The sequence below is a fragment of the Bradyrhizobium sp. SBR1B genome (genome assembly GCF_014198205.1).
GTDB lineage: Bacteria > Pseudomonadota > Alphaproteobacteria > Rhizobiales > Xanthobacteraceae > Bradyrhizobium.
This window is the reverse complement of sequence record NZ_JACIHC010000005.1, coordinates 161,611-181,540: the sequence shown is the minus strand read 5'-3', so window position 1 is coordinate 181,540 and position 19,930 is coordinate 161,611. Positions and strand designations below refer to the sequence as shown.

Genomic DNA, 19,930 nt, shown 5'->3' with positions numbered 1-19,930 from the left:
GAACGGACGACATGACGAAACTTTTCGCCACACGCTTGGCTTTGGTCGCGACGATGATGCTGCTGGCGAGCCCGGCCATCTCCGCGCAGCAGGACGACGGGGCGCCGCCGCCGTCCAAGCCCGGCAAGCCGATCAACGCCGGCGAGGTGTTGTCCGGCGAGTTGAACGCCTTGAAAGTGCGCGACGTCAAGAATGCCGGCAAGCGGGTTGCGACCTACCAGATCACGTCCGAGCCGCGCCGCCTGCCGCCGCCGAACGGATTGTGCAATCTCGAGACCGGGCCCGAGACCTTCCAGCTCGTTCCGAGCGGCGATGCGCAAGCGGCGCAGCTGAAGACGTTCGTCGGCAAGGAAATCTCGGTCAAGGTCGACGAAGTCGCCTGCGCCAGCGACCCCGGCCAGATGAGCGAAGCCGTGATCACGAAGTGGAGCCTGATCAAGAAGCAGTAGGGGCGGCGAGGCGAGATGCCGTAGGGTGGGCAAAGCGAAGCGTGCCCACCACCTCTTTCGAATTCCTGGCGCGATGGTGGGCACGGCGCGTCGCGCCCTTGCCCACCCTACGAGACCTTCAAACTACGAGACCATCACACCCTGACTGGCCCCAGCGCCTCAAAATGCCCGCGCTTCTGCAACCAGGCGAGCAGCAGCAGGCTCGGGATCGCCACCAGCACGCAGATCACGAAGAACAGCGGCCAGCCCGTCGTCTCCGCGACATAGCCCGCACTCGACGACAGATAGGTCCGCCCCACCGCCGCGAGCGCGGTGAGCAGCGCATATTGCGTCGCCGTGTGCAGCGGGTTCTGGCAGAGCGCCGACAGGTAGGCCACGAAGATCACGGTGCCGATCGCGCTGGTGAAGTTCTCGGCGCAGATCGCGAGCGCCAGCGCCCATTGATTGGTGCCGACCATTGCGAGCCAGGCAAAGGACAAATTGGCCAGCGCCTGCACCACGCCGCCGATCCAGAGGCTGGTCGCGAGCGAATAACGCCGCGCGACGAAGCCGCCGGCAAACCCGCCGATCAGGGTGGCGGCGAGGCCGACGCCCTTCACGATCGCCGCATAATCGTTGCGGGTGAAGCCGAGGTCGATCACGAACGGCGCCGTCATCGTGCCCGAGAAGGCATCGGTGAACTTGAACAGCACGACGAAGGCGAGCGCGGCGAGTGCGTCCTTGCGCGACAGGAATTCGGAGAACGCGCCGATCGCCGCGCTCAACACACGCGCAAATGCGGTCTCGGTTTGTGTCGCAGCTTCCGCCTGTGCGGATTGCGCCGGCTCGGTCGCGGCCAACGCGGTGATCGTGCCGATCAGCACCATCGCGGCCATCACCACATAGCCCCACATCCAGGCAGACGTGCGGGCTATGCCGGTGCCTTCGAAGCCCGAGACGATGAACAGCGCGCCCGCGGTCGAGACCAGCATTCCGATGCGGTAGGCCGCAACGTAAGCCGCCATGCCGGCGGCCTGCTCGCTCTCCGGCAGGCTCTCGACGCGGAAGGCGTCGACCACGATGTCCTGCGTCGACGACGTCGTCGCCACCAGCAGCGCGCCCAGCGCGACGTAGAACGGCGAGCTGGCCGGGTCGGTCATCGCCAGCAGCAGGATCGCGACGATCAGCAGTAGTTGCGAAAACACCAGCCAGCCGCGCCGCCGCCCGAACGCCCGGGTGAACAGCGGCACGTGCAGCGCATCCACCAGCGGCGCCCACAAGAATTTCAGCGTGTAGGGCGTGCCGACCAGCGCGAACAGCCCGATCGTCTTCAGGTCAACCCCAGCCTCGCGCATCCACACCAGCAGCGTCGAGCCCGACAACGCCAGCGGCAGGCCGGAGGAGAAGCCGAGAAACAGCACGATCAGCACCCGCGGCTGCAGGTAAACGGCAAGGCTGTCGCGCCAGGAGGCGGCGGGAGCGGAGGTCGCGGCGGGGGAGGTCGCGTCGGGAGCGGTCATGGGACGGTGTTAGCAGATTCTGGGGGCCACAAGTGAGGTGTCGTCGCCCGGCTCGACCGGGCGACCCAGTATTCCAGAGGCCGGAGTTATGGAGGACCTGCAATCTCCGGATAGAGATCGTTCCAGTCCGGATTGTCCTTCTCGATCAGCGCGATCTTCCAATCACGCTTCCACTTCTTCAGGCGCTTTTCCCGCTTGATCGCATTCTCGGGGTCATCGAACTGCTCGAAGTAGACCAGCCTCACGACGCCGTAGTCTTTCGTGAAGCTCTCGATGAGCTTCAGCTTGTGTTGTGCGACCCGGCGGATGAGGTCGTTGGTGATGCCAATGTAGAGTGTTCCGCCAATCTTGCTGGCGAGAATGTACACGTAGTAGCAGCGAGGGCTCATCTGCCGTCTCTGGGATACTGGGTCGCCCGGTCAAGCCGGGCGACGACAGTGAAATTGGGCCGGCAGCGTACCTGATCTCAGAAGAGAATCACTCCCCCGCCTGGAGCTTCCGCGGGAACAGCTCACTTGCGCCCGTCGCCACCAGCCGCGGCCCTTCCGCATCGCTCTTGCTGAAATCGAGCTCCTCAATCCTTCCGGCACGCTTCTCGATCTTGTCGGCGGAGATCAGGATCTGGCGGACGTCCTCGTTCGCATCGGAAAAGTGTTTCTGCAATTTGACCACGCGGTCGCGAAGACGGCCCAGATCGTCGCCGAGCTTGATCACTTCAGTCTGAATCTGGTCGGCGGCATCGCGCATGCGCGCGTCCTTCATGATCTGCTGCATCACCTGGATCGCGAGCATCAAGAGCGAGGGCGACACCAGCACGACGCGGGCGCGATAGGCCTTCTGGATCACGTCGTCGAAACCGTCATGGATCTCGGCGTAGACCGATTCCGACGGCACGAACATCAGCGCCATCTCCTGGGTCTCGCCGGTGACGAGATATTTTTCCGCGATGTCGCTGACATGCTTCATCACGTCGCCGCGCAGCCGCTGCGTGGCGACGCGCCGCTCCTCGTCGGTGCGGGCGTCGTGCAGCGCCGTCATCGCCTCCAGCGGAAATTTCGCGTCGATGCAGAGCGGGCGCTGGTCGGGCAGGAACACGACGCAGTCCGGCCGCTTTCCCGTCGAGAGCGTGAACTGGAACTCGTAGGCGCCCTTTGGAAGACCGTCCTGGACGATCGCCTCCATCCGCGCCTGGCCGAAGGCGCCGCGCGACTGCTTGTTGGCGAGCACGTCGCGCAGGGTCGTGACCTGGGTGGTGAGATCGGTGAGGTTCTTGTGGGCGCTGTCGATGATGCCGAGCCGCTCGTGCAGTGCGCGCAGGCTCTCCATGGTGTTGCGGGTCGAATGTTCCATCGACTGGCCGACGCGATGGGTCACCGAATCCAGCCGCTCGTTGACCGCGCGCGCCATCTCGGCCTGGCGTCCCGCCAGCGCCTGGGTCATGGCGTCGACCCGCCCTGAGGATTCGCTCTGGGCGCGCAGCACCTCGCTGAGGCGCTCCTCGAGCTCGTCGGCCCGGATCGCATGCGCCATCGCGAGTTCCGCGCCGCGTCGGCCCGAGCGGGCGATCACGACGGCGATGACCACCAGGAGGATGAGGACGAGGGCGCCGAAGCCGATCAGCGCATCGATCGTGCGCACCGGCCAGTCGCCCAACATGAAAATGATCTCATTCATGCCGCCCTTCTAGCCGATTCGCTGGCTCCCGCGAACGAAGAGGGAACGTTGACGGTTAATGGTCCCCTAATTTTCATGGTTAATGAAAAGCGAAGTTTTATGGTTAGCGGAGAGTTAACGGGGTTCCCGGCCGCATTGACCGCACCCGGCGCGGGGCTTAAATCGCGGCCATGGCCCTCAGAGAAATCATCATCCTGCCCGACAGGCAGCTGCGTCTGGTCTCCAAGCCGATCGAGAAGGTCACCTCGGAGATCCGCAAGCTTGCCGACGACATGTTCGAGACCATGTACGACGCGCCCGGCATTGGCCTCGCCGCGATCCAGATCGCGCAGCCGCTGCGGCTGATCACCATGGACCTCGCCAAGCGCGACGAGAACGGCGAGACCACGCCGCTTCCGCGCGTCTTCATCAACCCCGAGATCATCGCCTCGTCCGAGGAACTCTCGGTCTACGAGGAAGGCTGCCTCTCGATCCCCGAATACTACGAGGAGGTCGAGCGCCCTGCGAAGGTGCGCGTCCGCTTCACCGATCTCGACGGCAAGGTGCACGAGGAGGACGCAGAAGGCCTCTATGCCACCTGCATCCAGCACGAGATCGACCACCTCAACGGCGTCCTGTTCGTCGACTATCTGTCGAAGCTCAAGCGCGACCGCGTCATGAAGAAGTTCGAGAAAGCCGCCAAGCGCGCGGAGTGAGTTTTGGTGCTGCCCGCATTCCCCTGCGCTCCCTCCCCCCTTGTGGGGGAGGGCGGGGGAGAGGGGTAGCCCAGGCGGAAGTCTATCCGTCATCTGAATCGAGTGCGTGCCGCGAACGCTCGTGCCGAAAGAGCGCGTCGTGTGGCACCCCTCTCCCTAGCCCTCCCCCACAAGGGGGAGGGAACGCATCGAGTCCTTGTCATGCCCCTCCGCCTGATCTTCATGGGCACGCCCGATTTCTCCGTGCCGACGCTGCTCGAGCTGGTCGCGCACGGCCATGAGATCGTCGCCGTCTATACCCGCGCGCCGAAGCCCGGCGGGCGGCGCGGGCTGCAATTGCAGCCGACGCCGGTCGAGGAGGCCGCGCGAAAGCTCGGCATTCCCGTGCTGACGCCGAAGACGCTGAAGACCCAGGAAGCGCTCGACGAGTTCAGCGCGTTCGATGCCGATGCCGCCGTGGTCGTCGCCTACGGCATGATCCTGCCGCAGGCGATCCTCGATGCGCCAAAACTCGGCTGCTACAATCTGCACGCCTCGCTGCTGCCGCGCTGGCGCGGCGCAGCGCCGATCAACCGTGCGATCATGGCTGATGATGCCGAGAGCGGCGTGATGGTGATGAGGATGGATGTCGGCCTCGACACCGGCGATGTCGCCATGGCCGAGCGCCTCGCCATCACCGACAACATGACTGCACTCGATTTACACGATCGTCTCTCCCGCCTCGGCGCCGATCTCATGGTGCGCGCGATGGCCGCACTCGCCCGCGATGGGCTCCAGCTCAAGAAGCAGAGCGAGGACGGCGTCACCTACGCCGCCAAGATCGACAAGGCCGAGGCGCGAATCGACTGGACGGGGCCGGCGCGCGCCGTGCTGCGCCACATCCACGGCCTGTCGCCGTTTCCCGGCGCATGGGCCGAGCTTGGCGGCGTCAGCGAGAATGCGCGCGTCAAGATCCTGCGGTGTGAATTGGTAAAGGGGTCGGGCGCGCCGGGCGAAGTGCTCGATGACAAGCTCACCATCGCCTGCGGCGAGGGCGCCATCCGCATCATCGAGCTCCAGCGCGAGGGCAAGGGCCGGATGCAGGCCGCGGACTTCCTGCGCGGCGTGCCGTTGAAGGCGGGAGCGAGGTTCAACTAATCAGCGATGCCCCGCTACAAGCTCACCATCGAATATGACGGCGCGCCGTTTTTCGGCTGGCAGGTGCAGGACACGCTGCCCTCGGTGCAGGGCGCGCTGGAGGCGGCCGTGAAGGCGATGACCGGCGCGGATTTGCGCGTGCATGGCGCCGGCCGCACCGATGCCGGCGTGCACGCGCGCGGCCAGGTCGCGCATGTCGACATCGACAAGCAGTTTCCGCCGGGCCGGTTTCGCGACGGGCTCAACGCGCATCTGCGCCCGCATCCGATCGCGGTGCTGGAGGCGGAGATCGTGCCTGACACCTTCGAAGCGCGCTTCTCGGCGGTGAAGCGCCACTACCGCTACCGCATCGTCAACACCCGCGCCAATCTCGCGCTCGACATCGGCCACGCGTGGCGCGTGCCGCGCCGGCTCGATGCCGATGCGATGCATGCGGCGGCACAGCGCCTGCTCGGCAAGCACGATTTCACCACGTTCCGCGACACCGAGTGCCAGGCCAAGTCGCCGGAGAAGACGCTCGACCAGCTCGACGTGCTGCGTGACGGCCGCGACATCACCATTGTCACCTCGGCGCGCTCGTTCCTGCACAGCCAGGTGCGCTCGATGGTGGGCTCGCTGGTCTGGGTCGGCGAGGGCCGCTGGACCGCTGACGATCTCTCCGCAGCGCTGGAGGCGCGCAACCGCGCCGCCTGCGGCATCGTCGCCCCGCCGGATGGGCTGTATCTGATGAAGGTGGATTATTAGAGGTGTGAGAGCGCAAAGGCTGCGCGCTCTCTCCACACCCTCGCTGTCATGCCCCGGCTTGACCGGGGCATCCAGTACGCCGCGGCCTTTCGGTTCGATCACTATCGTCTCTGGAATACTGGATCGCCCGGTCCTAGTGCGCAATTGCGCACTGGCCGGGCGATGACAGCGGAGTATTAAGCAAAATACCGCGTCAAAATCCCGCGATAGACCTGCGTCAGCTTCTCCAGATCCTTAACCGGCACCCGCTCATCGACCTGATGCATGGTCTGGCCGACCAGCCCGAACTCGATCACCGGGCAATAGCTCGAGATGAAGCGCGCGTCCGACGTGCCGCCTGACGTCGACAGCTCGGGCTTCCGCCCCGTCACCTCCTCGATCGCGGACACCGCGAGATCGGTGAACGGGCCGGGCTTGGTGACGAACACGTTGGAGTTCGAGGGCTCCCAGACAATGCGGGCCTTGATGCGGTTGCCGCAGGCCTTTGTCAGCCGCGTCTCGACCAGCTCGCGCAAAGAGGCCTGGGTGTGGTTGTCGTTGTAGCGGATATTGAACTTGGCGCGAGCCTCGCCGGGGATGACGTTGTTAGCTTTGTTCCCGACGTCGACCGAGGTGAACTCGAGATTGGAGGCCTGGAATTGTGCGCTGCCATGGTCGAGCGGCTCGCCGGAGATCGCCACGATCAGCCTGGCGATGTCAGGCACCGGATTGGAGGCGCGGTGCGGATAGGCGACATGGCCCTGCACGCCATCCACATACAGCGTGCCGGATTGCGAGCCGCGGCGGCCGACCTTGATGGTGTCGCCGAGCGTCTCGACATTGGAGGGCTCGCCCAGCACGCAATGGTCGAATTTTTCGCCGCGCTCGGCCGTCCATTTCAACAGCTTGATGGTGCCGTTGATGGAGACGTCTTCCTCGTCGCCCGTAATCAGGAACGAGATCGAGCCCTTTCCGTCGCTGCGCGGCTGGCCGCCGTTGGCGGCGAGATGCTCCAGCACCGCGGCCACCGAGCAGGCGATACCGCCCTTCATGTCGACCGCGCCGCGGCCGTGCAGGACGCCGTCCCTTACCTCACCGGAGAACGCGCCGACGCTCCAGGCGCTCTCGTCACCTGCTGGTACCACGTCGGTGTGGCCGGCAAAGGTGATGTGCGGGCCTTCAGTGCCGATCCGCGCATAGAGATTGTCGACGTCGGCAGTGCCTTCCTCGCTGAAGGTCACGCGGTGGCAAGTGAAGCCGGCGGCGGTGAGGGCTTTTTCGAGCACCCCGAGCGCACCGGCATCTTCAGGGGTTACCGAGGGGCAGCGGATCAGATCGCGGGCAATGGACAGAGCATCGGTCATGCGCCCCGCTTAACATGCATGCCGCCGGGTGGGCTAGCGCGGGGCGGGACAATTTCGATCTCGCGGCTCTGGTCCCAGCTTTTCGCAGGGGGAGCGGCGGATGCGGAGCCATCGTCGAAGTCGGCGAGCGGATCGGGGCCGAACCGGTTGTGGCCCGCAGTGCCGGGCACGATGAACAGCTCGATGATTCCCCACAGCCACAGAGCGGACGCGGCGAGGCTGAAGGGAAGCACCCAACTGGCGTCGGGCAGCAGGTCCGAGAACTGGCTGAACAGCCCGGGCACGAAGAAGAACAGAACGATCCACCAGCCGCTCCTGTCGCGATCGTGCAGCCGCTTGATGGCCGTCGCCAGGAAAATCCATAAGAACAGCGAAAGGCCGGACGACTTCAGGATCAGATCCGTGCGGTCAAAGGAGGCCAGCGACCGATAGGTCCGGGGATCGACCAGCTTGAAGAGGTCGTCGAGCCCGAAGTCGAAATCGAGCTTGATGGATAGCTTCAACGATCCGTCGGCATTGAGGAGGTGGATCACCTGACCGATCACGCCGAGCAAGCCCGCCAGCAGCGCGACGATCAGCAGCGCCTGCCACAGCAGGGCGCGGTTGATGCGACCGTCGAAGCGGAACAGATACCAGGTCCAGTCCATGCGAACGGCTCCGGGCGGGAGGAGCCGCCCGAAGATTGGTCGCGATGGAAGAAGGGTGGGTTCGATAGGGCTCTAAGACCCGTCATCCCCGCGCAACGGCGAAGCCGTTGTCGCTGGAGGTGCGAAGCATGGGACGCGACGCGTCCCATGGTGAGCCTCGAAGGATGAACGGCCCGCGATGTCGCCGCCAGCCGGGCCGTCGCCCTTCGAGGGCCGCTGAAGGAGCGGCCACCTCAGGGTGACGGGGATGGGTCTGGGATCGTCGCTCTAACTCAATCCCGCAGCAGCTCGTTGATGCTGGTCTTGGAGCGCGTGCGCTCGTCGACGCGCTTGACGATGACGGCGCATGCGGTGCTCGGGCCAATCTGGCCGTTCTTCATCGGCTTGCCGGGCAGCGCGCCGGGCACCACCACCGAATATTCGGGCACTTCGCCGATGAAGACCTCGCCGGTCTCGCGGTCCACGATCTTGGTCGAGGCGCCCAGGAACACGCCCATCGCCAGCACCGCGCCCTTGCGCACGATCACGCCCTCGGCGACCTCGGAGCGCGCGCCGATGAAGCAATCGTCCTCGATGATCACGGGCTCGGCCTGGAGAGGCTCGAGCACGCCGCCGATGCCGGCGCCGCCGGAGATGTGCACGCGCTTGCCGATCTGGGCGCAGGAGCCGACCGTGGCCCAGGTGTCGACCATGGTGCTCTCATCGACATGGGCGCCGAGATTGACGAAGGACGGCATCAGCACGACGTTCTTGGCGATGAAGGCCGAGCGGCGGACGACGGCGCCAGGCACCGCACGAAAACCGGCGTCGCGAAAGCGGTTCGGGCCCCAACCTTCGAACTTCGAGGGCACCTTGTCCCACCAACTCGCCTGGCCGGGGCCGCCGGGAATGACGTCCATGTCGTTGAGGCGGAACGACAGCAGCACCGCCTTCTTCAGCCATTGATTGACCTTCCACTTGCCGTCGGCCCCGCGCTCGGCAACGCGTGCCTCACCCCTGTCCAGGGTCTCCAGCGCCTGGTCCACGGCTTCGCGCACCTCACCCTTGGTCGACGTCGAGATGCCGTCACGCGCGTCGAAGGCACTGTTGATGGTGGATTCGAGGGCTGCAAGAGACATCGGGATTTCCTCTGGGGGAAGGCGTGGTTTCGTGTGAATTGGAGCGCTTTTTCGGGATTTGGCGGGGGAGAGTCAAGGCATACTCCGCTGTCGTCCCGGGGCGCGAAGCGAGCCCGGGACGACAGTGGCTATTTGGGCGACAACCCCGCCAAAAACCCCGTCAGATCATCCGTGACGTGGTCGACATGGGCAGCATCCCGGCCTTCCAGTTCCCAGTCCTCCCGCACCACCTCCTTCGTTCCGTCCGGCACCACCAGCACGGTGGTCATGCCGAGCTGGTGCGGGACGGTGAGGTTGCGGGCGAGGTCCTCGAACATGGCGGCGCGGGTCGGATCGACCGCGTGGTCGGCGAGGAATTTCTGATAGGTCTGCGCCGCCGGCTTCGGCTCGAACTGGGCGGCGATGATGTCGAACACGCCGTCGAAATGCGTTGCCAGGCCGAGACGCGCCAGCACGGCATCGACATGGTCGACCGAGCCATTGGTCAGGATCAGCTTGCGCCCCGTTAATTTTGCGATGGCCTCGCCGAGCGCAGGGTTCGGCTCCAGTGGCGAATGGTCGATCTTGTGGACGTAGGCGAGATAGTCGTCGGCGGACACGCCATGCAGGGTCATCATGCCGCGCATCGTGGTGCCGAAACGTAGGTAATAATCCTTCTGCAGTTATCGCGCTTCCGTCGGCGTCACCTGCAGCCAGCTCGACACGAACTCGGTGATCCGCACATCGACCTGCTGCCACAGATTGACGTGATGCGGATACAGCGTGTTGTCGAGGTCGAATACCCAGGTGTCGACATGGGCAAAGGTGCGGGGTTGGTTCATATCAACATTCTCAGCTCGTCGTCCCGGACAAGCGAAGCGCGATCCGGGACCCATCACCACAGGGAGTGGTTTGGCGAAGATTCGGGGTGACCAGCTTCGCGCCACAACCACTCCCTGTGGTTATGGGTCCCTGCATTCGCAGGGACGACAGCGGAGTTTGTGGCGCCGCCACCATCACAGCAACACCATCACGGCACCGCAAAGCGGAGCGTCTTGCCGCCGCTCGACATGTCCACCGCGCCAAATCCCGTCGCCCCGAAACCGCGCGCGCCGCAATCGGTCTGCTCAACGGTCTCGAACTTGGTCTCGCGTGTGCAGAGCTGCCTGTCGCCGCCCCAGTTCAGTGGCCGGTCCTTCAGCTTGACGGCGCGGTTGTCGGCGTCAACGGCCTCCGCGAAGCTGAAGATCTGCTTCGGCTGGCCGGTCACGTCAGGATGCAGGCACGTCTTGGGATCGATGCGATACCAGCCGCGGCTGGTCACGGACTTGCCGTCGTCGGTCGCGATCGCCGCCATCACCTTGTGCGGCGTATCGTTGCACCAGGTGAGGCCGGTCGCGGACGGCGTCTGCACCGCATCGACCATGGTCTTGAAGAAGTTTTGCGAGCCCACGATGTCCGAGGACAATCCGCGGCTCTTCAGGAACGCGGCCAGGGCTGCCTGCGTCTTCGGCCCGTCGACGCCGTCGATCGGCGCGGCGTCGTAGCCCGCGATGACCAAAAGCCGCTGGATGCCGGCGAGGCGGGCCTGCTCGTCGTCATATTCGGAATCCTCGGCGAGATAGGCAATGAGGTTGCCGTCCGCGCTTTGCGTCGGGGTGACTTGCGTAAACGCGGCCTGGGTCTGGCCGCTGCGGCATTGCCGGGCCGCAGCAATGACGAAATTGTCCTGCGCGACACAGAGCATGTCGCTGCCGTTCTGCGGAATCGGCGAGGCGCCATAGACACCGAGCGCGCGGGCATTGAGCAGGATGCGGTCGGCGGTCAGCGTGCCCTGCACGACCACGCGGCAGGTGGCGGGATCGACCCTGAACCAGCCGCGCGTCGCGGTCGCCGCCTTGTCGTCGATGCCGATCGCTGCCTCGACGACGTAGGACATGCGGTTGCAGATCTTCAGATCGGCGAAGGCCGGCACCGAGGAGAACAGGAACGAGACGGCCGCCGCCGGCAACGCCATCAGGAAGCGGGTCACGGGCGAGCGGCGATTTCTCCGCTCTCTCCGCTCGTCATGGCCGGGCTTGTCCCGGCCATCCACGTTCTTGGCGCGGATCGAAAGATCGTGGATGGCCGGAACAAGCCCGGCCATGACGGTTTTCTTTGTCCGCTCGTCTCTCACTTGTGGATCAGTGTTCCCGTGCCCTGGTTGGTGAAGAGCTCGAGCAGCACGGCGTGCTGCATCTTGCCGTCGATGATGACGACGCCCTCGACGCCCTGCTCGAGCGCATAGATGCAGGTCTCGACCTTCGGGATCATGCCGCCGGAAATGGTGCCGTCGGCGATCAGCTTGCGGGCATCCTTCACCGACAATTGCGGGATCAGCTTCTTCGACTTGTCGAGCACGCCGGGCACGTCGGTGAGCAGCAACAGCCGCTTGGCCTTCAGCGCGCCGGCAACCGCACCGGCAAAAGTGTCGGCGTTGATGTTCAGCGTCTGGCCTTCCTTCGAGGTTGCGAGCGGCGCCAGCACCGGGATCAGCTCGTAGCCGATCAGCTGGTTGAGCAGCGTGAGGTCGACCTTCTCGGGGTCGCCGACGAAGCCGAGATCGATTGCCTTCTCGATGTTCGAACCAGGATCGATGATGGTGCGCGTCGTCTTCGACGCCTTCACCATGTTGCCGTCCTTGCCGGACAGCCCCACGGCCTTGCCGCCGGCCTCGTTGATGTAGCCGACGATCTGCTTGTTGACGGAGCCGGCGAGCACCATCTCGACGATCTCGATGGTCGCCGCATCGGTGATGCGCAGGCCGGCGGCGAATTCCGAGACGATGCCGAGGCGCTTGAGCATGGTCGCGATCTGCGGCCCGCCGCCATGCACCACCACCGGATTGATCGCGGTCTGCTCCAGCAGCACGATGTCGCGGGCAAAATTCTTCGCGGTCTCCTCGTCGCCCATGGCATGGCCGCCATATTTGATGACGATGGTTTCCTCGTCATACTGCTGCATATGCGGCAGCGCTTCCGACAGGATGCGGGCCTGGTCGAGCGGGGAGATGTCGGTCATGTCGCGGATCTCGCTGGCGGGACTGGAGCGGCCTGCGTTCTATCCGATTGGCGGGCGTGGCGCAAAGTGGTCTTACCCTCCCCTGGAGGGGGAGGGTCGATCGCGCGTAGCGCGAGCGGGGTGGGGTGATCTCTCCACACGGGCATTACTTCTATGGAGAGACTGTCACCTCACCCCGCTACGCATTTCGCTTCGCTGCATGCCTAGCGACCCTCCCCCTCCAGGGGAGGGTAAGAAGGCGTATCACTTCCTCGCCGCCACCGCCGCCGCACTCACCGCCAGCCAGCCCAAAATCATCACCGTCCCGCCCGTCGGCGCCGCCATCGGAAACAGCGAGTGTCCGGCAAATTGCCGCAAGGTGAGGTCGCCCGCGAACAGCATGGCGCCGATCACGAAGCCGAATGCGCCGATCAGGCCAATTCCGCCGTGCAGAAGGCCGCGCGCGAGCAAGGCGACAGCTGCAAGTATGGCAGTTGCATGAAACAGCAGCATCGCGCTGGCCGAGGCCAGCCGGCTCGCATCGCCGCCATGCGCCGAGGCGGCGGCCAGCGCGACGCCGGCGGCGCCCATCAAGCCGGCAAGCCCGATCAGCAGGCGCTGCGCCACCATCACGAGGCCCGCTCTTCCAGCAGCTTGGCCATCGCGGCGCGCAAGCTCTCCATGCCGGTCGAGCTGCGTGACGAGGTCGCGAGCACGTTCGGGAACGCGGCCGGATGCTTGGCCAGCGCCGCCTTGGTCTCGGCGATGCGCGATTGCAGCTCGGAGGCCTTCACCTGGTCGGCCTTGGTCAGCACGATCTGGTAGCTGACCGCCGAGCGGTCGAGCGTCTTGAGGACCTCGAGGTCGACCTCCTTGAGGCCATGCCGCGCGTCGATCAGCACGTAGACGCGCGCAAGCGATGCGCGTCCCAGCAGGAATTTGTGGATCAGCTCGGTCCAGGACGCGACCTGGCTCTTGGGCGCTTTGGCATAGCCGTAGCCGGGCATGTCGACCAGGCGCAGGTCGGTCTTGCCGGGGACCTCGAAGAAGATCAGCTCCTGGGTGCGTCCCGGCGTATGCGAGGTGCGCGCCAGCGCGTTGCGCCCTGTCAGCGCGTTGATCAGGCTCGACTTGCCGACATTGGAGCGCCCGGCAAAGGCGACCTCAAGCCCCGCCATCGGCGGCAGCGTCTGGATCGAGGGCGAGGCCCAGATGAACTGCCAGTCGCGCGCGAACAGCTTCCGCCCGGCCTCGATCAGCTTCGCATCTTTGTCGTCGGTCATGCGAAGCTCTTTGCTTCCTGTCATTCCGGGGCGATGCGAAGCATCGAGCTCTGGTGCGCTATTGCGCACTTGAGAATCTCGAGATTCCGGGTCTGGTGCTTCGCACCATCCCGGAATGACAGAGTGTGAGACTTACGTCGCCTTCTTCGCGAACGTCGCCTTGAGATTGTCGAACAGCTCCACCTTCACCCCGTTGCGGCGCATGATGTAGCTCTGCTGGATCACCGAGAGCAGGTTGTTCCAGGCCCAGTAGATCACGAGGCCCGCCGGGAAGCCCGCCAGCATGAAGGTGAAGATCAGCGGCATCCAGTTGAAGATGATCTGCTGCGTCGGGTCCGGCGGCGTCGGGTTCAGCTTCATCTGGAACCACATCGTGATGCCCATGATGATCGGCCAGATGCCGAGCGCGAGGTAGTGGCCGAACACCGGGATCGTGGTCGGATCGAACGGGATCAGCCCGAACAGGTTGAAGAGGTTGGTCGGATCCGGCGCCGAGAGGTCCTTGATCCAGCCGTAGAACGGCGCGTGCCGCATCTCGATGGTGACGAACAGCACCTTGTAGAGCGAGAAGAACACGGGGATCTGGATCAGCACGGGAAGACAGCCGGCGACTGGATTGATCTTCTCCTTGCGGTAGATCTCCATCATCTCCTGCTGCTGCTTCACCTTGTCGTCGGGGTAGCGCTCCTTGAGCGCCTGCAGCTGCGGCTGAACCGACTTCATCTTCGCCATCGAGGCGTAGGACTTGTTCGCCAGCGGGAAGAACAGCAGCTTCACGATCACGGTCACGAGCAGGATCGAGATGCCGAAATTGCCGAAGAAGCGGTAGAAGAAGTCGAGGCCGAGGAACATCGGCTTGGTGATGAAGTAGAACCAGCCCCAGTCGATCAAGAGATCGAAATGGTTCAGCCCCAGCTCCTTGTTGTAGCCGCCGAGGCCGGCGAACGGAAATACGCCGACCACGCCGGCTTCCTTGGCGCCGGCGAACAGCCGCGCGTTCGCGGTCGCAGTGCCGCCGATCGCGACGGTGACGGGGTCGAGCAGGTAATCGGTCTGGTAGGTGTGGACGTTGCCGGATGGGTTCGACGAGAAGCGCGCCTGCAGCTGGGCATTGGTATCGGGCAGCAGCGCCGAGGCCCAGTACTTGTCAGTGATGCCGAGCCAGCCGTTGGTGACCTTGAAGTCCACCTTCTTGCTTTCGTCGATCTTCTTGTAGGCATATTCCTGCAGGCCCTGGTCGCCGAGATAGCCGATCAGACCTTCATGCAGGATGTAGTAGCCGGAGACCTGCGGCGCACCGTGGCGCGAGATCAGCGCGAACGGATAGAGCGTAACCGGCGCATTGCCGACATTGCTCACCTCGTCCTTGATGGTGAAGAGATAATGGTCGTCGACTGCGATGGTGCGGCGGAAGGTGAGGCCATCGCCACTCTCCCATTTCAGCACCACCGGCGTCGTCGGCGTCAGGCTGCCGCTGCCGTCCTGCTGCCAGACGGTCTGGGCATCAGGCATCTTCGCCGTCACGCCTGTCGCCGCCACCCAGCCGAATTCGGCGTAATAGGGCTCCGCGGTGCCCGAGGGCGAATAGAGGATGATCGGCGGCGACTTCGGATCGACCGTTTCGCGGAATTGCACCAGCGCGATGTCGTCGATGCGGCCGCCCTTCAGCGCGATGCTGCCGGCAATCCGCGGCGTGTCGATCTTCACGCGCGGGCTGGCTGCAATGGCGGCCTCGCGCGCCACCACGGGCTGGGCCTGCTGGTTCGCGCCCGGCGTTGCCGGCTGAGCGGCGTTGCCCGGCTGCTGCGGCGCCGCGCCCGGCGTCGCGGAGGCCGACGGCTGCGGCGTGGTCTTCTGGAGCTCGGCCTGCGTCTGCTGCTGGGCGCGCTGCTTCTCCATCTGCGGAACATTGTAGAAATATTGCCAGGCGATCAGGACGAGGCCCGACAGAATGACGGCGAGGATGGTATTGCGATTGTCGGTCATCTCTGGGGTCTCGTCATCAATCCGGTTTGCGGCTGGCAGCAGGAGCGGGGCGGGGCCCGGTACGGTCAGTCCTCGGGCCGCGTCCCTTCGCAGGTCCCTTGGCCGTATGCCGCGCCGGCTTCGTGAACGCCATGCGCAGATCGTCGAGCATGGTGGCGAAGTCGCGCGAGAGCGCGCCGCTTCGTCCGACCAGGACATAATCATGATGGGGCTGCATCGACACCGGATCGAGCCGCTTCACCAATTCGCGAAGCCGGCGCCGGATACGATTGCGCGCGGGGGCGTTGCCGTTCTTTTTGGTAACGGTGAAGCCAATCCGGATCGGGCCGCCGTCATCGCGGGGGCGGCTTTGCAGGACGAACGCGGGACTGTTAACCCGCGCGCCATTGGCAACGGCGAGGAAATCCGCCCGCTGCCTCAGCCGATCCATGATGAAATCCCGGAAAAGGGGGTCCGGCTCAGGCGCTCAGACGCTTGCGGCCGCGGGCGCGGCGGGCGGCGAGAACCTTGCGGCCGCCGGCAGTGGCGAGACGAGCACGGAAGCCGTGACGGCGCTTGCGCACCAGTTTGCTGGGTTGATAAGTCCGCTTCACGGGTTTTTCTCCGCTGACCGGGCAATTTGCCTGTAGAATTGATGGTAAAGTCCGGAAGATGCGGCCCAAAACGAGCCGTTTCCGGCCCCAAGAGAGCCGCTCCCGGTGTCGCACCGGGTCATCGCGGACAATTTGCGCGGCTTATAAGGGAGTGCCTTCTTTTCGTCAACGCCGCACAAGCGCACGATTCCGGTGAATATCGCTGTTTGTGCGGGGTTTTTAACCCTTGAGGTGGCGACTCGCGATATCAGCGCTTACATCCCACCTCGGCAGATTAGCGATCCGTAATTTGACCGGACCGGGGTCGGGTCGCATCTTCATACCGCCAATCCTTTACCGGCCAAAGGCAGCGAGGGCGACTTTCGTGGCAGCGACAGACCTCCAGCCGATCCAGGATCAGGATCAGCCGGACCAGCCGGCGATGCGCCCCCGCGGGACGCGCGGCCTCGGGCTGTCAGGCAAGCTGTTGTTGCTCACCGTTCCCCTGGTGATGATCGCGGCCAGCCTGCTCTATGTGCCCGCCATCGCCAACTTCTGGGTCAATCGGCTGAACGACCGCGTCGCCGCCGCCAACACCGCGGCGCTGGTGCTCGATGCGGCGCCGCTCGGCATGGTTCCTGATTCGCTGTCGCGGCAGATCCTGAAGAGCATCAATGCTCGCGCCGTCGCCATCAAGATGGGCCAGCAGCGCCGGCTGCTCGCCAGCGACAACATTCCGGCTGCCATCGAGCATGACATCGACCTGCGCGACATGACGGCATGGGAGGCGATCACCGGCTCGTTCCGGATGATGCTGGAGACCGGCAATCAGGCCATCCGCATCGTCGGGCCCGGCGTCGGCAATGCCCAGTTCATCGAGATCGTCACCGACGAGCTGCCGCTGCGGCAGCAGATGTACCGGTTCTCCCGCAACGTCGTGGTGGTCGCGCTGATCATCGCGGCGCTGACCGCGGGCCTCGTCTACCTCGCGCTTCATTATCTCTTCGTGCGCCCGATGCGGCGGCTGACCGCGAGCCTGGTCGGCTTCCACGAGAACCCCGAAAGCTCAGCGGGGATCATCGTGCCGAGCCAGCGCAGCGACGAGATCGGGGTCGCCGAGCGCGAATTGTCGGACATGCAGCGCGATTTGATGTCGATGCTGCATCAGAAGAGCCGGCTCGCCGCCCTTGGCCTCGCCGTGTCCAAGATCAACCACGATCTGCGCAATCTTCTGGCCTCGGCCCAGCTGCTGTCTGACCAACTCGCCAGCGTGCCGGACCCGCGGGTGCAGCGCTTCGCGCCAAAGCTGGTGCGCTCGCTCGAGCGCGCCATCGCCTTCTGCCAGTCGACGCTGTCTTACGGCCGCGCCCAGGAGGCCGCACCGGACCGTCGCATGATCCTGATCGAGCCTGTCGTGCTGGAGGTGCGCGAGACCGCGGGCCTCGCCTCCGACGCCTCGATCGCCTGGGTCGCCGCGATCGATCGCGGTCTTGCGGTCGATGCCGATCCCGATCAGCTGTTCCGGGTGCTGCTCAACCTCGTCCGCAATGCCGCCCAGGCGCTGGAAAGTCACGCCTCCGGCGAGGGCGGGGTGCAGCAGATCCGGATCACGGGAAAACGCGAGGGCGCGGTCGCAATTCTCGAGGTTTCCGACACCGGCCCCGGTGTCCCCCCGAAGACCCGGGAGCACCTGTTCGAGGCGTTCCAGACCTCCGGCCGCCCCGGCGGCAGCGGCCTTGGCCTCGCCATCGCCGCCGAGCTGGTCCGCGCCCATGGCGGCGATATCCACCTGGTCGAAGGCACCATCGGCGCCACCTTCCGCATCGTCATTCCCGACCGCCCCGTCGAGCTCCTCTCCATCCGCAACGAGCGGCAGAGGGCGTAGTCGGCCAGAGGCCTATAATCTCCCTTCATTCCGGGGCTCGCGTAGCGAGAACCCGGAATCCCGAGCATTGGCGCGAGATTCCGGGTTCGGCGCTGCGCATCGCCCCGGAATGACATCCAAACCGTCATTTCCCTGCAAAATCTCCCCATCCCGGACCTTGCCAATCGGGGCAAGAGCGGTTAGTCAGAGCGCTCTTTCGCACCCCCTCCGGCTTTGCCGGGGGCTGCCTGCGGGCCAAGCCCGCGCTGTTTGCGAAAAACGCGCCCGTAGCTCAGCTGGATAGAGCATCAGACTACGAATCTGAGGGTCGGACGTTCGAATCGTTCCGGGCGCGCCATTCTTCGCCGAAAGGTCAGGACCTAGCAGCATCTGGTCGCCAGACGGGCCCGAGACCGGATGGTGACGCCGTGTGAGGAGCGGAATGAAGATATCGCAAGCGTTCAAGTTCGAGGCGGCGCATCGGCTGCCGAACGTGCCCGAGACCCATCGATGCCGCCGGCTGCACGGTCATTCCTACCGGGTCGAGGTCCAGTTGGACGGGCCGGTCGACCCGCATACCGGCTTCGTCGCGGATTTCTTCGACATCGAAAAAAGCTTCGCCGACATCCTGGGCGCGCTGGATCACCACTGCCTGAACGAGGTCAAAGGCCTCGAGAACCCGACCGCCGAGAATATCGCGATCTGGATCTGGGACCGGTTGAAGCCGAGCCTTCGACAGCTGTCGGCGGTCCGTGTCTATGAAACGGCGGACTGCTGGGCCGAATATAACGGGCAGTAGCGATGGCCCTGCGCTGATCCGGCGCGGGCCGTCCTTGGCTCGGCTGGATAGAGCATCAAAGGACGGATCTGAGGGGGGCGTTCGAATTGTTCCGGGCGCACCGTTTCGGTAGTAAGTACGTCCCATGCGTACCATCGATCGCCTGCTCTCCTGCCTCGTTCTGTTCCTTGCAATCGCAGCCATCCCCGCGCTTCCCGCGCGCGCGGCTGAAACCTGCCCGTTCATCAGCGCCAAGGATCTCGCCGCCGCGATGCCGGCGCTCAAATGGTCGCTGATTTCAAATCAGGACGGCCGTGGCTGCATCTACCAGGCCGGGCGCGGCGACACGATGATGCTCTCCGTGTTCCGCAACCCGGACAAGGACCGCGCCAGGGAATTGTACGCGACCTTCGTCAAGACGCTTGGCGAGCGCATGCCGCTTAACGCAGTCGCCGGGATCGGCGACGAAGGCCAGGGCGGAACGAGCGCGGCCGGCGCAGAGCGCCAGGAGGCCTCGGTCGTCGCCTTGTCCGGCGATTACATTCTGCAGATCACCGTCTATCCGGTCGGCCGGCGTGCCGACGACGCGCTGCTCGGGCCGGTCACCGAAGCCGCGCGCGTGGCCATCGCCAGCGTGAGCAAGAGCAGCGAGCGGTTCGGCAATTGCGAGTGGCTCACGGCCGCGGATGCCGACGGCTTTCTCGACAAGAGCACGCTGACGGTCCAGCGCACCGGCGCGGGCAGCTGCATGATGTTCGATCGCGACGCCAACACCATGATCGTCGCGGTGATCGCGACCTCGCGGGACACCGCCATCGGCATGATGAAGCGCGCAGGTCCCTGCAAGCACGTGGCGATACAAGAGCTCGGTGGTGAAGCGTTCGGTGAGCATTCCTGCACCAAGGGCAACGGCAACGCCGTCACCATCTATGTCTGGAAGAACGGCAGGCAGGCTTCGATCGTGTTTGCCCCGGTCAAGCCGCATCCGGAATCCGGCTCGGTCGAGCGCCTGAAGGCGGTCGCCGGGCGGGTCTATGGGAAATTGTAGCGGCGGCGTACGACATTGCCGGCGAGAGATGCGCCTTTGGCTCACCGTCCTAGATTAGCCCGTAGGACGCTGGCC

20 protein-coding genes, 1 tRNA gene and 1 pseudogene are annotated in these 19,930 nt (G+C 64.9%); 8 read left to right on the top strand and 14 right to left on the bottom strand.

The window, feature by feature from the left end; all coding sequences use genetic code 11:
• Nucleotides 1-11 precede the first annotated feature (11 nt).
• The gene (locus GGD61_RS15570; protein WP_018320787.1) at nucleotides 12-449 is read left to right on the top strand and encodes a hypothetical protein; all 438 of its coding nucleotides are present in this window, start codon (nucleotides 12-14) and stop codon (nucleotides 447-449) included.
• Between the two features lie 134 nt (nucleotides 450-583).
• Here the strand turns inward: GGD61_RS15570 and GGD61_RS15565 are convergent, their stop codons facing one another.
• The 3 genes from GGD61_RS15565 to GGD61_RS15555 all read right to left on the bottom strand — a co-directional run bounded on the left by GGD61_RS15565 (nucleotide 584) and on the right by GGD61_RS15555 (nucleotide 3,622).
• The gene (locus GGD61_RS15565) at nucleotides 584-1,948 is read right to left on the bottom strand and encodes an AmpG family muropeptide MFS transporter (RefSeq protein ID WP_018320786.1); all 1,365 of its coding nucleotides are present in this window, start codon (nucleotides 1,946-1,948) and stop codon (nucleotides 584-586) included.
• An 86-nt stretch (nucleotides 1,949-2,034) separates the two neighbouring features.
• Nucleotides 2,035-2,337, bottom strand: a complete 303-nt coding sequence (locus GGD61_RS15560) for a GIY-YIG nuclease family protein (RefSeq protein WP_018320785.1) — start codon at nucleotides 2,335-2,337, stop codon at nucleotides 2,035-2,037.
• Nucleotides 2,338-2,425: 88 nt separating this feature from the next.
• Nucleotides 2,426-3,622 (bottom strand): DNA recombination protein RmuC, encoded by a 1,197-nt coding sequence (locus GGD61_RS15555; protein ID WP_092251775.1) that lies wholly within the window; start codon nucleotides 3,620-3,622, stop codon nucleotides 2,426-2,428.
• Between the two features lie 170 nt (nucleotides 3,623-3,792).
• On the opposite strand from GGD61_RS15555, the gene def reads away from it, so the two are divergent.
• The 3 genes from def (at nucleotide 3,793) to truA (ending at nucleotide 6,198) form a co-directional block, all read left to right on the top strand.
• A complete protein-coding gene (gene def / locus GGD61_RS15550) occupies nucleotides 3,793-4,317 on the top strand; it encodes a peptide deformylase (RefSeq protein WP_092251777.1) in 525 nt (174 codons plus the stop codon).
• A gap of 201 nt (nucleotides 4,318-4,518) precedes the next feature.
• Complete coding sequence (gene fmt / locus GGD61_RS15545; protein WP_092251779.1) at nucleotides 4,519-5,454, top strand: methionyl-tRNA formyltransferase; 936 nt, start codon at nucleotides 4,519-4,521, stop codon at nucleotides 5,452-5,454.
• 6 nt (nucleotides 5,455-5,460) lie between these two features.
• The gene (truA, locus tag GGD61_RS15540; RefSeq protein WP_092251780.1) at nucleotides 5,461-6,198 is read left to right on the top strand and encodes a tRNA pseudouridine(38-40) synthase TruA; all 738 of its coding nucleotides are present in this window, start codon (nucleotides 5,461-5,463) and stop codon (nucleotides 6,196-6,198) included.
• Between the two features lie 176 nt (nucleotides 6,199-6,374).
• On the opposite strand, the gene dapE is transcribed toward truA, so the two are convergent.
• From dapE to rpmH, 11 genes and pseudogenes are all read right to left on the bottom strand, one after another.
• Nucleotides 6,375-7,541 (bottom strand): succinyl-diaminopimelate desuccinylase, encoded by a 1,167-nt coding sequence (gene dapE, locus GGD61_RS15535; protein ID WP_092251782.1) that lies wholly within the window; start codon nucleotides 7,539-7,541, stop codon nucleotides 6,375-6,377.
• A complete protein-coding gene (locus GGD61_RS15530) occupies nucleotides 7,538-8,188 on the bottom strand; it encodes a DUF805 domain-containing protein (RefSeq protein ID WP_183230882.1) in 651 nt (216 codons plus the stop codon). Before GGD61_RS15530 ends, dapE begins: the two co-directional genes overlap by 4 nt.
• Nucleotides 8,189-8,460: 272 nt before the next feature.
• Nucleotides 8,461-9,306 carry a 2,3,4,5-tetrahydropyridine-2,6-dicarboxylate N-succinyltransferase gene (gene dapD / locus GGD61_RS15525; protein WP_092251785.1) on the bottom strand — a complete coding sequence of 282 codons (846 nt, stop codon included), beginning with the start codon at nucleotides 9,304-9,306 and terminating at the stop codon, nucleotides 8,461-8,463.
• 128 nt (nucleotides 9,307-9,434) lie between these two features.
• Nucleotides 9,435-10,127, bottom strand: a pseudogene (locus GGD61_RS15520) (pyrimidine 5'-nucleotidase).
• Between the two features lie 188 nt (nucleotides 10,128-10,315).
• Nucleotides 10,316-11,302, bottom strand: coding sequence for a DUF1036 domain-containing protein (locus tag GGD61_RS15515; protein ID WP_092251993.1), 987 nt, complete (start codon nucleotides 11,300-11,302; stop codon nucleotides 10,316-10,318).
• A gap of 155 nt (nucleotides 11,303-11,457) precedes the next feature.
• On the bottom strand, nucleotides 11,458-12,345 hold the full coding sequence (gene argB / locus GGD61_RS15510) for an acetylglutamate kinase (RefSeq protein ID WP_018320775.1): 888 nt from the start codon (nucleotides 12,343-12,345) through the stop codon (nucleotides 11,458-11,460).
• A gap of 243 nt (nucleotides 12,346-12,588) precedes the next feature.
• Nucleotides 12,589-12,954 carry a DUF423 domain-containing protein gene (locus GGD61_RS15505; RefSeq protein ID WP_177236889.1) on the bottom strand — a complete coding sequence of 122 codons (366 nt, stop codon included), beginning with the start codon at nucleotides 12,952-12,954 and terminating at the stop codon, nucleotides 12,589-12,591.
• Nucleotides 12,954-13,607, bottom strand: a complete 654-nt coding sequence (yihA, locus tag GGD61_RS15500; protein ID WP_092251791.1) for a ribosome biogenesis GTP-binding protein YihA/YsxC — start codon at nucleotides 13,605-13,607, stop codon at nucleotides 12,954-12,956. The genes GGD61_RS15505 and yihA overlap by 1 nt, the downstream gene beginning before the upstream one ends.
• A 132-nt stretch (nucleotides 13,608-13,739) precedes the next feature.
• A complete protein-coding gene (gene yidC, locus GGD61_RS15495) occupies nucleotides 13,740-15,593 on the bottom strand; it encodes a membrane protein insertase YidC (protein ID WP_183230881.1) in 1,854 nt (617 codons plus the stop codon).
• A gap of 16 nt (nucleotides 15,594-15,609) precedes the next feature.
• Complete coding sequence (rnpA, locus tag GGD61_RS15490; RefSeq protein ID WP_092251793.1) at nucleotides 15,610-16,023, bottom strand: ribonuclease P protein component; 414 nt, start codon at nucleotides 16,021-16,023, stop codon at nucleotides 15,610-15,612.
• 28 nt (nucleotides 16,024-16,051) lie between these two features.
• Complete coding sequence (gene rpmH / locus GGD61_RS15485) at nucleotides 16,052-16,186, bottom strand: 50S ribosomal protein L34 (protein ID WP_008542748.1); 135 nt, start codon at nucleotides 16,184-16,186, stop codon at nucleotides 16,052-16,054.
• 364 nt (nucleotides 16,187-16,550) lie between these two features.
• Here rpmH and GGD61_RS15480 point away from each other — a divergent pair, with 364 nt between their 5' ends.
• From GGD61_RS15480 to GGD61_RS15465, 4 genes are all read left to right on the top strand, one after another.
• Nucleotides 16,551-18,050 carry a HAMP domain-containing sensor histidine kinase gene (locus GGD61_RS15480; RefSeq protein WP_092251795.1) on the top strand — a complete coding sequence of 500 codons (1,500 nt, stop codon included), beginning with the start codon at nucleotides 16,551-16,553 and terminating at the stop codon, nucleotides 18,048-18,050.
• A gap of 260 nt (nucleotides 18,051-18,310) precedes the next feature.
• A tRNA-Arg gene (locus tag GGD61_RS15475) sits at nucleotides 18,311-18,387 on the top strand.
• Between the two features lie 84 nt (nucleotides 18,388-18,471).
• On the top strand, nucleotides 18,472-18,828 hold the full coding sequence (gene queD / locus GGD61_RS15470; RefSeq protein WP_018321167.1) for a 6-carboxytetrahydropterin synthase QueD: 357 nt from the start codon (nucleotides 18,472-18,474) through the stop codon (nucleotides 18,826-18,828).
• A 124-nt stretch (nucleotides 18,829-18,952) separates the two neighbouring features.
• Entirely contained in the window at nucleotides 18,953-19,855 is a 903-nt protein-coding gene (locus GGD61_RS15465) for a hypothetical protein (protein WP_092251797.1), read from the top strand.
• Nucleotides 19,856-19,930 lie beyond the last annotated feature (75 nt).